The sequence below is a fragment of the Cellulosimicrobium cellulans genome (assembly GCF_016921195.1).
GTDB classification, from domain to species: domain Bacteria; phylum Actinomycetota; class Actinomycetes; order Actinomycetales; family Cellulomonadaceae; genus Cellulosimicrobium; species Cellulosimicrobium cellulans_F.
In genome coordinates this window covers 274497-287085 of sequence record NZ_JAFGYF010000002.1, presented here as the reverse complement: position 1 = coordinate 287085, position 12589 = coordinate 274497, and the positions used below count along the sequence as shown (strand labels likewise).

Sequence of the window (12589 nt, the reverse complement as noted above, 5' to 3'; positions counted from 1 at the left end):
ACAAGAGTAGGCGACGCGAGGCCGCTGCGGCCAACCCCGGCCGCGGTCGTCTCACGTCAGGGACCGACGGCCCCGGGATCCGCTCCCGGGGCCGTCGGTGCAGCGCGTCCGCGGAGGTCAGGCCCCGGTCGCGTGCGACTGGTAGCGCGCGATCCGCGCGAACTCCTCGGGGTCGAGGCTCGCGCCGCCGACGAGCGCGCCGTCGACGTCGGGCTGCGCCATGATCGCGGCGACGTTGGACGACTTCACCGAGCCGCCGTACAGGATCCGCGTCGCGTTCGCGAGCTCGGCGTCGTAGAGGTCGCCCAGGGCGCCGCGGATGGCACCGCAGACCTCCTGTGCGTCCTCGGGGGTCGCGACCTCGCCCGTGCCGATGGCCCAGACGGGCTCGTACGCGATGACGAGCGTCGCGAGCTGCGCGGCCGGGATGCCCGCGAGCGCGCCCTCGACCTGCGCGAGGGTGTAGGAGATCTGCTCCCCCGCCTTGCGCACGTCCAGGCCCTCGCCCACGCAGACGATCGGGGCGATGCCCTGACCCACGGCGGCGACGATCTTCTCGTTGACCTGCGCGTCCGTCTCGCCGTGGTACTGGCGGCGCTCGGAGTGCCCGATCGCGACGTAGCTCACGCCGAGCTTGGCGAGCATCGTCGCCGAGATCTCGCCCGTGTACGCGCCCTCGGCGTGCGCCGAGACGTCCTGCGCGCCGTACTTCAGCTCGAGCTTGTCCGCGTCGACGAGCGTCTGCACCGACCGGAGGTCGGTGAACGGCGGCAGCACGGCCACCTCGACGGCCGCGTAGTCGTGCTTCGCGTCCTTGAGGGTCCACGCGAGCTTCTGCACGGTGTGCGTCGCCTGGTGGTGGTCCAGGTTCATCTTCCAGTTGCCCGCCATGAGCGGGGTACGGCTGTTCGCCACGGTCCTTCTTCTCTCTGTGGGGGTCGCACCGCCCGCGCGCACGGCGTGCCGCGGGCGGTGCGTGAGGATGGTTCGGGAGGGGCGCTCAGCCCTCGAGGACGGAGATCCCGGGCAGGTCCTTGCCCTCGAGGAACTCGAGGCTCGCGCCGCCACCGGTCGAGATGTGGCTGAAGCCCGCCTCGTCGAAGCCGAGGATGCGGACCGCGGCCGCGGAGTCGCCACCGCCGACGATCGTGAACGCGCCGTTCGCGGTCGCGTCGACGAGCGCCTGGGCCACGGCACGCGTGCCGCCCGAGAACGCCTCGAACTCGAACACGCCGGCGGGCCCGTTCCACACGACCGTCTTCGCGTCGACGATCTTGCTCGCGAAGAGCTGCGCCGACTCGGGGCCGATGTCGAGGCCGATCTTGTCGGCCGGGATCGCGTCCGCGGCGACGACCTCGTGCGGAGAGTCGGCGGCGAACGCGTCGGCGACCACGATGTCGGTCGGCAGGACGATCTCGACGCCGTTCTTCTCGGCGTCCGCGAGGTAGCCCTTGACCGTGTCGATCTGGTCCTCCTCGAGGAGGGACTTGCCGACGCCGTACCCCTTGGCGGCGAGGAACGTGAACACCATGCCGCCGCCGATGAGCAGGCGGTCCGCCTTGGTGAGCAGGTTCGCGATGACGCCGAGCTTGTCCGAGACCTTCGACCCGCCGAGCACGACCGCGTACGGGCGCTCCGGGTCCTCCGTCGCCTTGCGCAGCGAGTCGACCTCCTTGAGGACGAGCTCGCCGACCGCGGAGGGGAGCACCTGCGCGACGTCGTAGACCGAGGCCTGCTTGCGGTGCACGACGCCGAAGCCGTCGGAGACGAACACGTCCGCGAGCTGCGCGAGGTCGTGCGCGAGCGACTGACGCTCGGCGTCGTCCTTGGAGGTCTCGCGCGCGTCGAACCGGATGTTCTCCAGGAGCGCGACCTCGCCGTCGCCGAGCGCGTCGACGGTCTCGCGCGCCGACTCGCCGACGACGTCCTGCGCGAGGTGCACGGGCACGCCGAGGAGCTCGCCCAGGCGCGACGCCACGGGGGCGAGCGAGTACTTCGCGTCCGGCTCGCCCTTGGGGCGACCGAGGTGCGCGGCGACGATCACCTTCGCGCCCGCGTCGGTGAGCTTCTTCAGCGTCGGGAGCGCCGCGCGGATGCGGCCGTCGTCCGTGATGGTCGTCCCGTCGAGCGGGACGTTGAAGTCGGAGCGGACGAGGACGCGCTTGCCGCGCAGGTCGCCCAGGGAGTCGATGGTCAGCATGTGGTCTCCTACGGTTCGGTCGCCGTCGTACGGGGCGCCTGCCGAGGGCCGGCCGGTCCCGCACATGAGGACGTCCGCGTACGCGTCACCGGGCGGTGCCGGGACGCGCACGCGGACGCATGGTTGCTACGCAGTGCTGTGCTGCGTCGGCGGGTTGCTCAGAGCTTGTCGCCGACGAGCTGCGTGAGCGCGACGAGGCTGTTCGAGTAGCCCCACTCGTTGTCGTACCAGGAGACGACCTTGACCTGGTCGCCGATCACCTTCGTGAGCTTCGAGTCGAAGATGCTCTGGTGCGGGTTGGTGACGATGTCGCTCGAGACGATCTCGTCGTCGACGTACTCGAGGACGCCCTTGAGCGGGCCCTCGGCCGCGGCCTTGAGCGCGGCGTTGACCTCCTCCACCGTGACCTCGCGCGAGGCGGTGAAGGTGAGGTCGGTGGCCGAACCCGTGATGACCGGGACGCGCAGCGCGTAGCCGTCGAGCTTGCCCTTGAGCTCCGGCAGGACCAGCGAGACCGCCTTGGCGGCGCCCGTCGAGGTCGGGACGATGTTCTGCGCGGCGGCGCGGGCACGACGCAGGTCGCGGTGCGGGCCGTCCTGCAGGTTCTGGTCACCCGTGTAGGCGTGGATCGTGGTCATGAGGCCACGCTCGATGCCGATCGAGTCGTTGAGCGCCTTGGCCAGCGGGGCGAGGCAGTTCGTGGTGCACGACGCGTTCGAGATGATGTGGTGCGCGGCCGGGTCGTACTGGTCCGAGTTGACGCCCATGACGAACGTGGCGTCCTCGTTCTTGGCCGGGGCCGAGATGATGACCTTCTTGGCACCGGCGTCGATGTGCGCCTTCGCCTTGGTCGCGTCGGTGAAGAAGCCGGTCGACTCGATGACGATGTCGGCGCCCAGCTCGCCCCACGGGAGGTTCGCGGGGTCGCGCTCGGCGAGGGCACGGATCTTGACGCCGTCGACGACGATGTTCTCGTCGTCGAAGTCCACGCTCTTCGGGAAACGGCCCAGCACCGTGTCGTACTTGAGCAGGTGCGCGAGCGTCTTGTTGTCCGTGAGGTCGTTGACGCCCACGATCTCGATGTCGGCGCCCGACTCGACGATGGCGCGGTAGAAGTTCCGTCCGATACGACCGAAGCCGTTGATACCGACGCGGATGGTCACAATGCCCTCCTCAGGGCGCGCCGGTTGGTCCCGACGCACACGGTTGATGCCGAACGATGACGTACGCCGTCGTACGCAGGTGGTGATCGCGCCCGTGCCCCGCTGCCCGGATCCCGGCACAGCACCCTCCGTGCCCGTGGACCGTCACGGCGACAGCCGGGACCACCCACGCCCACGAGGGGTGTCAGCGAAGGAGCACGTCGTTGTCACCTGACGCATCCGAGCCTATACCAACACCACGCCGACATGTGACCTGGATCCCACGGTTCGGGACCATCGTCCCGCCGGTGCATGACGTCCAGGCGCCGGGCGGGTCTGCCGGGTGCGGAGCGTGCGGCCGGTCAGAGGTCGAGCAGCTCCGGGCTCAGGCCCGCCTCGGTGTCGGGGATGCCGAGCTCGGCCGCGCGCTTGTCGGCCGTCGACAGCAGGCGCCGGATGCGTCCCGCGACGGCGTCCTTGGTCAGCGGCGGGTCGGCGAGCTGCCCCAGCTCCTCGAGCGACGCCTGCTTGTGGGCCAGGCGCAGCTCGCCCGCCTCGCGCAGGTGGTCGGGAAGGTCCGGGCCGAGGATCTCGAACGCGCGCTCGACCCGCGCCCCCGCCGCGACCGCCGCGCGCGCCGAGCGGCGCAGGTTCGCGTCGTCGAAGTTGGCCAGCCGGTTCGCCGTCCCGCGCACCTCGCGCCGCGCGCGGCGCTCCTCCCAGACCTGCACGGTCTCGGTCGCCCCCAGGCGCGTGAGGAGCGCGCTGATCGCGTCGCCGTCACGGATGACGACCCGGTCGATGCCGCGCACCTCGCGGGACTTCGCGGCGACGCCGAGCCGCCGCGCCGCGCCGACCAGGGCGAGGGCCGCCTCGGGTCCGGGGCACGTGATCTCGAGCGCCGACGACCGGCCCGGCTCGGTGAGCGACCCGTGCGCCAGGAACGCGCCGCGCCATGCCGCCTCGGCCTCCTCGACCCCGCCGGACACGACCTGCGGCGGGAGCCCCCGCACCGGACGCCCGCGCTGGTCCAGGAGGCCCGTCTGGCGAGCCAGCGACTCGCCGTCGCGCACGACGCGCACGACGTACCGGCTGCTCTTGCGCAGCCCGCCCGCCGACACGACGATCAGCTCGCTCGTGTGCCCGTAGACGTCCGCGATGGTCTCGCGCAGGCGGCGGGCCGCGATCGCCGTGTCGAGCTCGGCCTCGATGACGACGCGGCCCGAGATGAGGTGCAGCCCGCCCGAGAAGCGGAGCATCGCCGAGACCTCCGCCTTGCGGCACGAGGTCTTGTCCACCCGCAGTCGAGCCAGCTCGTCCTTCACCTGTGCCGTGAGCGCCATGCGGGACATCCTGCCACCGATGCCGAGGTGCCGCGGCGGCGGACCGGGCGCTCGGCGGACCGCCCGGCACCGCGGTGCACGGCTCAGCGCGCGGGCGAGCCGACGTCGCCGAGGAAGTCGTCGAACACGTCCCGGTAGGCCGCGGCGAGGCGCAGCGCGTCGTGCCGCGGCGTGCCGTCCCCGCGCCGCACCTGCCGCAGGAGCAGCCGCGCCCCCATGCGCCCTGCGGCCTCCGCGAGCTGCTCCGTGTCCTCGACGGCGGACGGGTCGGCGACGACGGCGTCGATCCGGAGCCCGGGCGCGTGCTTGTGCAGCGCCTCCAGGTGGTCCGTCGCGGAGAGCCCGTAGGTCTCCCCCGTCTCGCTCGACAGGTTGAGCGTCACGCAGCGCCGCGCGGTGGTCTCGTGCAGGGCGCGCGCGAGGTCGGGTACGAGCAGGTGCGGCATCACCGAGGAGAACCACGAGCCCGGGCCGAGCACGACCCAGTCCGCCTCCTCGACGGCCTGCACCGCCTCCGGGCACGCGGGCGGGTCGGCGGGCACGAGGCGGAGCTGCTCGATGCGCCCGTGGGTCACCGCGACGTGGCTCTGCCCGACGACCGTCTCCAGGCGGTCCCCCGTGCGGACGTCGGCCTCGATCCCGAGGGGGACGGCCGCCATGGGCAGGACGCGACCGCGGGCGCCCAGGAGCTTGCCCACCCAGTCGAGGCCCGCGACCGGGTCGTCGAGCAGCTCCCAGAGCGCCACGATGAGCAGGTTGCCCACGGCGTGGTTGTCGAGGTCGCCCTCGGACGTGAACCGGTGCTGGAGGAGGGCGCTCCACGTGCGCCCCCACTCCGAGTCGTCGCACAGCGCCGCGAGCGCCATGCGGAGGTCCCCGGGCGGAAGGACGCCGAGCTCGGCGCGCAGCCGCCCGGACGACCCGCCGTCGTCGGCCACGGTCACGACGGCGGTCAGCCGGTCGGACATGAGGCGCAACGCGGACAGGCTGGCGGACAGGCCGTGGCCGCCGCCCAGGGCGACGACGGCGGGATTGCGCTTGGCGACCACGCGGCTCACTCCTTGCCGAGGTCGCGCGCGGTCACGATGACGCGCTGCCCCTGGGCGCGCAGGCGCGCGGCGATCGCCTCGCTGATCGCGACCGACCGGTGCTTGCCGCCCGTGCAGCCGACGGCGATCGTCACGTAGCGCTTCTCCTCGCCCAGGTAGCCGGCCAGGACCGGCTCGAGCGCGTTCACGTAGCGGTCGATGAACTCGAGGGCACCCGGGCGCCCGAGCACGTAGTCCCGCACCGGGGCGTCCCGTCCGGTGAGGTGACGCAGCTCGGTGATCCAGTACGGGTTCGCGAGGAACCGCACGTCGACCACGTGGTCGGCGTCGAGCGGCAGGCCGTACTTGAACCCGAACGAGACGACGTTGATCCGCAGCGTCTCGGGCGTGCCGTCCGCGACGGCGGCGCGCACCTCGCGCGCGAGGTCGTGCACCGTGAGCTCGGAGGTGTCGATGACGACGTCGGAGCGCTCCTCGAGGCTCGCGAGCAGCCGCCGTTCCTCGGCCAGTCCGTCGAGGATGCGCCCCTCCCCCTGGAGAGGGTGCGGGCGCCGCACCTGCTCGTACCGGCGCACGAGCACCTCGTCGGACGCGTCGAGGAACAGGATCCGGTAGAACACCCCGCTCTGGCGGAGGTGGTCGAGCACCTCGACGAGGTCGGTGAAGAACTCCCGGCCGCGCACGTCGACGACCGCCGCGATGCGCTCGAGCGCCGAGCCCGACCGCGTCATGAGGTCCACGAGCGGGACGATCATGCGCGGCGGCAGGTTGTCGACGACGTACCAGTCGAGGTCCTCGAGCACCGCCGCGGCCCGCGTGCGGCCGGCGCCCGACATGCCGGTGATGATGAGCACCTCCGCCTCGCGGGGCTCGGGCGCGTGGGTCGCCGCCTCGATCGCGGGGATGCCGCTGGGGACCGTGGTCGGAGAGGGCTCCGGCACGCGGGTGTGCGGCCCCTGCGGGCTGTGGTCCGGGGTCGGCTCCGAGGTCATGGCACCAGCATGCCAGCCCCTCACGCCCGGGCCGCGGCCCCGTCGCCCACCGGAGTGTCCCGGTCGCGGTCGGGCCCGTCGGCCGGAGCCGCTGCCTCCGCCCCGCCCAGCGCGGCGACGACGGCGCGCGCCGTGCGCTCTCCCATGCCCCGCACGCTCGCGATCTCCTCGACGCTCGCGGCGCGCAGGCGCTTGAGCGAGCCGAAGTGCTTGAGCAGGGCGGTGCGACGCGCCGGACCGAGGCCCGGGACGTCGTCGAGCGCGGACGCGGTCATGCCCTTGCTGCGCTGCCGCCGGTGCTGGGCGATGGCGAACCGGTGCGCCTCGTCGCGCACGCGTTGCAGCAGGTAGAGGCCCTCCGACGAGCGCTGGAGGATCACCGGGTAGTCGTCCCCCGGGACCCACACCTCCTCGAGCCGCTTGGCGAGGCCGCACAGCGCGACGTCGTCGATCCCCAGGTCGGCCAGGGCCCGGGCCGCGGCCGCCACCTGCGGGGGGCCGCCGTCGACCACGACGAGGTTCGGCGGGTACGCGAACCTGGCGCGCTTGTCCACGGGCGCGTCGGCGTCGACCTCACCGCTGCGGGGCACGTAGCCCGCAGCCTCCGCCGCCCGCTCCGCGCGCCGGCCCGCGGCGTCGGACCCGGACGCGACGTCGTCGGCCTCGAGGTCCAGCTCGACCTCGCCCGAGCGCGAGCGGTCGGACAGGTAGCGCTTGAACCGGCGCGTGATGACCTCGTACATCGCCGCGGTGTCGTCCGCCGCCCCGTCGCCGTCCGGCCCGCGCACCGTGAAGTGCCGGTACTCGCTCTTGCGCGCGAGACCGTCCTCGAAGACGACCATGGACGCGACCTGGTAGGTGCCCTGGTTGTGCGAGACGTCGTAGCACTCGATCCGCAGCGGCGCCGACTCGAGGTCGAGCGCCTCCTGGATCTCGCGCAGCGCCTGGCTGCGCGTCGTGAGGTCGCCCGCACGGCGCGTGCGGTGCAGGGCGAGCGCGTGCTCCGCGTTCGCGCGCACGGTCGCCGCGAGCTCCTTCTTGTCGCCGCGCTGCGGCACGCGGACGTCGACGCGCGCGCCCCGCAGCCCCGAGAGCCACGTCGTCACCTGGTCGGGATCGGGCGGCAGGACGGGGACGAGCACCTCGCGCGGGACGACGTCGCGCGCGCCGGCCCGGCCCTGGCCGGTCGCCGGGTCGGCCGCCGCGGCCTCCTCGGCCGCGCCGTAGACCTGCTGGAGGAGGTGCTCGACCAGCTCCGCGTCGGTCACGTCCTCGACCTTCTCCACGATCCAGCCGCGCTGGCCGCGGATCCGCCCGCCGCGCACGTGGAACACCTGGACGGCCGCCTCGAGCTCGTCGCCGACGAGCGCGAACACGTCCGCGTCGGTGCCGTCCCCGAGGACCACCGCGTTCTTCTCGGTCGCGCGCTGGAGGGCGGCGATGTCGTCGCGCAGGCGCGCCGCGGCCTCGTACTCCATCGCGGCGGCGGCCTCGCTCATCTTGCGCTCCAGCCGGCGCACGAACCGCTGCGTGTCGCCCGCCATGAAGTCGCAGAAGTCCTCGGCGAGCGCCTTGTGGTCCTCCGGCGTGATGCGGCCGACGCACGGCGCCGAGCACTTGTCGATGTACCCGAGGAGGCAGGGGCGGCCCGTCTGGTGGGCCCGCTTGAAGACCCCCGCGGAGCACGTGCGCACCGGGAAGACACGGAGCAGGAGGTCGAGCGTCTCGCGGATCGCCCACGCGTGCCCGTAGGGGCCGAAGTAGCGGGTGCCGGGTCGCTTGGCGCCCCGCATCACCTGCGCGCGGGGGAACTCCTCCCCCATCGTCACGGCGAGATAGGGGTAGGACTTGTCGTCGCGGTACTTGACGTTGAACCGGGGGTCAAACTCCTTGATCCACGTGTACTCGAGGGCGAGCGCCTCGACCTCGGTACCGACGACCGTCCACTCGACGGACGCGGCGGTCGTCACCATCGTCTGCGTGCGGTGGTGGAGGTTCGCGACGTCCTGGAAGTAGTTCGACAGCCGGGCGCGCAGGTTCTTGGCCTTGCCGACGTAGATCACGCGGCCGTGCTCGTCGCGGAACCGGTAGACGCCCGGCGAGGTGGGGATCTCCCCCGGCGCAGGGCGGTACGTCGCGGGGTCAGCCATGTTCTCCAGCCTAGGTCAGGGCACCGACGGTGCGGTGCGCACGGATGGCGAGCGGACGTCGGCCAGGGCGGACGGGGACGTGGTGTGACGCTCGTCACCGCCCGTTAGGGTGGCGGCCATGAGCGCACAGCACGGGTACGCCGCCACGGTCCGCTGGACCGGCGCCGGTGACAGGGGCACGTCCTCCTACACGTCCTACAGCCGCGACCACGACGTCCTGCTCGAGGGCCGACCGCCGTTGCCCGGCTCGTCGGACCCGGCGTTCCGGGGCGACCCGACGCGCTACAGCCCCGAGGAGCTGTTCGTCGCGAGCCTCTCGCAGTGCCACATGCTGTGGTTCCTCCACCTCGCCGCGGCCGCGGGCGTGGTCGTGCGCGAGTACGTGGACGAGGCCACCGGCACCATGCGCGTCGAGTCCGGGGGCGAGGGGCAGTTCACCGACGTGACGCTGCACCCGCGCGTCGTGGTCGACGACGGTCCCGGGACCGACGAGGCGTCGCTCGCCACCCTGCACCACCGCGCGCACGACCACTGCTTCATCGCGCGCTCGGTCAACTTCCGCGTGCTGGTCGATCCCGCGCCGGCGCGGCGCGCGGCCGCGTGATCGCCCGGACGACCGCCTGAGCGCCCGGCGGCCGTCGGGCGCCGACGTGGTGCGCCGCCCGGGCGTCAGGCCGCGGACGCCTTGCGCCGCGTGCCCGCGCGCGACCCCTCGTCCGTCGCGCGACGGGCCTTGGCCGACCTGCCCTTGGCACCCTTCGCGGCGGGCGCCTGCGCACGGGACGGGCTCGCCGGCTCCGGGCCGACGGGCACGGGGTCGTGCTGGTCGAGGATCTCCGCGAGGAAGCGACCGGTGTGGCTCGCCTCGACGCGCGCGACCTGCTCGGGCGTACCCTGCGCGACGACCTTGCCGCCGCCCGAACCGCCCTCGGGTCCCATGTCGACGACCCAGTCCGCGCTCTTGATGACGTCGAGGTTGTGCTCGATGACGAGCACGCTGTTGCCCTTGTCGACGAGCGACTGCAGGACCCCGAGCAGCTTGCGGATGTCCTCGAAGTGCAGGCCGGTCGTCGGCTCGTCGAGCACGTAGATCGTGCGACCGGTCGAACGCTTCTGCAGCTCGCTCGCGAGCTTCACGCGCTGCGCCTCGCCGCCGGAGAGCGTCGGCGCCGGCTGGCCGAGGCGGACGTAGCCGAGACCGACCTCGACGAGCGTCTTGAGGTGCCGCGAGATCGCGGGCACGGCCGCGAAGAACTCCGCGGCCTCCTCGATCGGCATGTCCAGGACGTCCGCGACCGTCTTGCCCTTGAAGTGGACCTCGAGCGTCTCGCGGTTGTAGCGCGCGCCGTGGCACACCTCGCACGGCACGTAGACGTCCGGCAGAAAGTTCATCTCGATCTTCAGCGTCCCGTCGCCCGAGCACGCCTCGCAGCGGCCGCCCTTGACGTTGAACGAGAAGCGGCCGGGCGTGTACCCGCGCACCTTGGCCTCGGTCGTCTCCGCGAAGAGCTTGCGCACGTGGTCCCACACCCCGGTGTACGTCGCCGGGTTCGACCGCGGCGTGCGCCCGATCGGCCCCTGGTCGACGTGCACGACCTTGTCGAGGTGCTCGAGGCCCGTGACGCGCGTGTGCCGCCCGGCGACCTGGCGCGCCCCGTTCAGCTCGTTGGCGAGCACGGTGTAGAGGATCGAGTTCACGAGCGTCGACTTGCCCGAGCCCGACACGCCGGTCACGGCCGTGAACGTCCCGAGCGGGAAGCTCACGTCGATGCCCGTGAGGTTGTGCTCGCGCGCCCCGACGACCTTCACCTGGCGGCCCGGGTCGGTCGGACGCCGCTGCGCGGGGAGCGGGATGCTGCGGCGGCCCGAGAGGTACGCGCCGGTCACCGACTCCGGGGCCTCGAGCAGGCCCGCGTAGTCGCCGGAGTGCACGACGCGCCCGCCGTGCTCGCCCGCGCCCGGCCCGATGTCGACGACCCAGTCCGCGGTACGGATGGTGTCCTCGTCGTGCTCGACGACGATGAGCGTGTTCCCGAGGTCGCGCAGACGCGTGAGCGTCTCGATGAGGCGGCGGTTGTCGCGCTGGTGCAGCCCGATGCTCGGCTCGTCGAGGACGTAGAGGACGCCGACGAGCCCCGACCCGATCTGCGTCGCGAGCCGGATGCGCTGTGCCTCGCCGCCGGACAGCGTCGCGGCGGGCCGCTCGAGCGACAGGTAGTCGAGGCCGACGTCGAGCAGGAAGCCCAGCCGTGCGTCGATCTCCTTGAGCACCTCGGTCGCGATCGCGCGCTCGCGCGCGCCGAGCTCGAGCGCGCCGAGGAACGCCGCGGCCTCGCGCAGCGGGAGGCGGCAGACGTCCCAGATCGACTTGCCGCCGACCTTGACCGCGAGCACCTCCGGCTTGAGGCGTGCGCCCTGGCAGACCGGGCACGGGACCTCACGCATGAAGGCCTCGTACTTCTCCTTGGACCAGTCCGACTCGGTCTCCGTGTGCCGACGCTCCAGGAACGTGATGACGCCCTCGAACCCGGTCGAGTACTGCCGCTCGCGGCCCCACCGGTTCTTGTACCGCACGTGGACCTGGTGGTTCTGCCCGTGCAGCACGGCCTTCCTCGCACGCTCGGGCAGCGCCCGCCACGGCGTGTCCATGGAGAACCCGAGGTCGTCCGCGAGCGCCGTGAGCACGCGCTCGAAGTACTCCGACGAGATCTGCGCCCACGGCGCGACGGCACCCTCGCGCAGCGACTTCTCCACGTCCGGCACCACGAGGTCGGGGTCGACCTCGAGGCGGAAGCCGATGCCCGTGCACTCGGGGCACGCACCGTAGGGCGCGTTGAAGGAGAACGTGCGCGGCTCGATCTCGTCGAGCGCGAGCTCGTGGTCGTTGGGGCACGCGCGCTTCTCGGAGAAGCGGCGCTCGCGCGCCGGGTCGTCCGCGTCGGCGTCGACGAGCTCGATGACGACGAGGCCGCCCGCGAGGCCGAGAGCGGTCTCGACCGAGTCGGTGAGCCGGCGCTGCACGCCCTCGCGCGCGACGAGGCGGTCGACGACGACCTCGATGTCGTGCTTGAGCTTCTTCTCGAGCGCCGGGACGTCGGTGAGCGTGCGCACCTCGCCGTCGACGCGGGCGCGCGCGAAGCCCTTGGTCTGCAGCTCCTTGAAGAGCTCGGAGTACTCCCCCTTGCGCCCGCGGACGACCGGCGCGAGGACCTGGTAGCGCGTGCCCTCCGGCAGCTCGAGGAGACGGTCCACGATCTGCTGCGGCGTCTGCGCGGTCACACGCTCGCCGCAGACGGGGCAGTGCTGCGTGCCGGCGCGCGAGAACAGCAGGCGCAGGTAGTCGTAGACCTCGGTGATGGTGCCGACGGTCGAGCGCGGGTTGCGGTTGGTCGACTTCTGGTCGATCGACACCGCGGGCGACAGGCCCTCGATGAAGTCGACGTCGGGCTTGTCCATCTGACCCAGGAACTGGCGCGCGTACGCGGACAGCGACTCGACGTAGCGGCGCTGGCCCTCCGCGAAGATGGTGTCGAAGGCGAGCGACGACTTGCCCGAGCCGGAGAGCCCCGTGAAGACGATGAGCTTGTCCCGCGGGAGGTCGAGGTCGACGTTGCGCAGGTTGTGCTCGCGGGCACCGGAGATGACGAGGCGATTGCTCACCGCAGCATCGTACGACCGACCACCCACAATCGCACAGGTGTTCGACGTCACCT

General features: G+C 72.5%; 9 protein-coding genes. 1 reads left to right on the top strand and 8 read right to left on the bottom strand.

What is annotated here, in order from left to right:
• Nucleotides 1-117: 117 nt before the first annotated feature.
• From tpiA to uvrC, 7 genes are all read right to left on the bottom strand, one after another.
• Complete coding sequence (gene tpiA / locus JN535_RS06220; protein WP_240200760.1) at nucleotides 118-891, bottom strand: triose-phosphate isomerase; 774 nt, start codon at nucleotides 889-891, stop codon at nucleotides 118-120.
• A gap of 109 nt (nucleotides 892-1000) precedes the next feature.
• A complete protein-coding gene (locus JN535_RS06215) occupies nucleotides 1001-2200 on the bottom strand; it encodes a phosphoglycerate kinase (protein ID WP_205203838.1) in 1200 nt (399 codons plus the stop codon).
• Between the two features lie 158 nt (nucleotides 2201-2358).
• Nucleotides 2359-3363 carry a type I glyceraldehyde-3-phosphate dehydrogenase gene (gene gap, locus JN535_RS06210; RefSeq protein WP_205203836.1) on the bottom strand — a complete coding sequence of 335 codons (1005 nt, stop codon included), beginning with the start codon at nucleotides 3361-3363 and terminating at the stop codon, nucleotides 2359-2361.
• A 341-nt stretch (nucleotides 3364-3704) separates the two neighbouring features.
• Nucleotides 3705-4685, bottom strand: a complete 981-nt coding sequence (gene whiA, locus JN535_RS06205; RefSeq protein WP_205203827.1) for a DNA-binding protein WhiA — start codon at nucleotides 4683-4685, stop codon at nucleotides 3705-3707.
• A gap of 83 nt (nucleotides 4686-4768) precedes the next feature.
• Nucleotides 4769-5743, bottom strand: coding sequence for a gluconeogenesis factor YvcK family protein (locus tag JN535_RS06200; RefSeq protein WP_205203819.1), 975 nt, complete (start codon nucleotides 5741-5743; stop codon nucleotides 4769-4771).
• Nucleotides 5740-6726: an RNase adapter RapZ gene (rapZ, locus tag JN535_RS06195; protein WP_205203811.1), complete on the bottom strand. Its 987-nt coding sequence runs from the start codon at nucleotides 6724-6726 to the stop codon at nucleotides 5740-5742. The genes JN535_RS06200 and rapZ overlap by 4 nt, the downstream gene beginning before the upstream one ends.
• A 20-nt stretch (nucleotides 6727-6746) precedes the next feature.
• Nucleotides 6747-8876 carry an excinuclease ABC subunit UvrC gene (gene uvrC / locus JN535_RS06190; protein WP_205203809.1) on the bottom strand — a complete coding sequence of 710 codons (2130 nt, stop codon included), beginning with the start codon at nucleotides 8874-8876 and terminating at the stop codon, nucleotides 6747-6749.
• A gap of 118 nt (nucleotides 8877-8994) precedes the next feature.
• Between uvrC and JN535_RS06185 the strand changes: the two genes are divergently transcribed.
• The gene (locus JN535_RS06185) at nucleotides 8995-9480 is read left to right on the top strand and encodes an OsmC family protein (RefSeq protein WP_205203807.1); all 486 of its coding nucleotides are present in this window, start codon (nucleotides 8995-8997) and stop codon (nucleotides 9478-9480) included.
• A gap of 65 nt (nucleotides 9481-9545) precedes the next feature.
• On the opposite strand, the gene uvrA is transcribed toward JN535_RS06185, so the two are convergent.
• Complete coding sequence (gene uvrA / locus JN535_RS06180) at nucleotides 9546-12536, bottom strand: excinuclease ABC subunit UvrA (RefSeq protein ID WP_307868290.1); 2991 nt, start codon at nucleotides 12534-12536, stop codon at nucleotides 9546-9548.
• Nucleotides 12537-12589 lie beyond the last annotated feature (53 nt).

Excerpts from the sequence above, each read along its gene's own strand:
- tpiA (WP_240200760.1), bottom strand. The coding sequence starts at position 891 with ATGGCGGGCAACTGGAAGATGAACCTGGACCACCACCAGGCGACGCAC.
- JN535_RS06215 (WP_205203838.1), bottom strand. The coding sequence starts at position 2,200 with ATGCTGACCATCGACTCCCTGGGCGACCTGCGCGGCAAGCGCGTCCTC.
- whiA (WP_205203827.1), bottom strand. The coding sequence starts at position 4,685 with ATGGCGCTCACGGCACAGGTGAAGGACGAGCTGGCTCGACTGCGGGTG.
- rapZ (WP_205203811.1), bottom strand. The coding sequence starts at position 6,726 with ATGACCTCGGAGCCGACCCCGGACCACAGCCCGCAGGGGCCGCACACC.
- uvrC (WP_205203809.1), bottom strand. The coding sequence starts at position 8,876 with ATGGCTGACCCCGCGACGTACCGCCCTGCGCCGGGGGAGATCCCCACC.
- JN535_RS06185 (WP_205203807.1), top strand. The coding sequence starts at position 8,995 with ATGAGCGCACAGCACGGGTACGCCGCCACGGTCCGCTGGACCGGCGCC.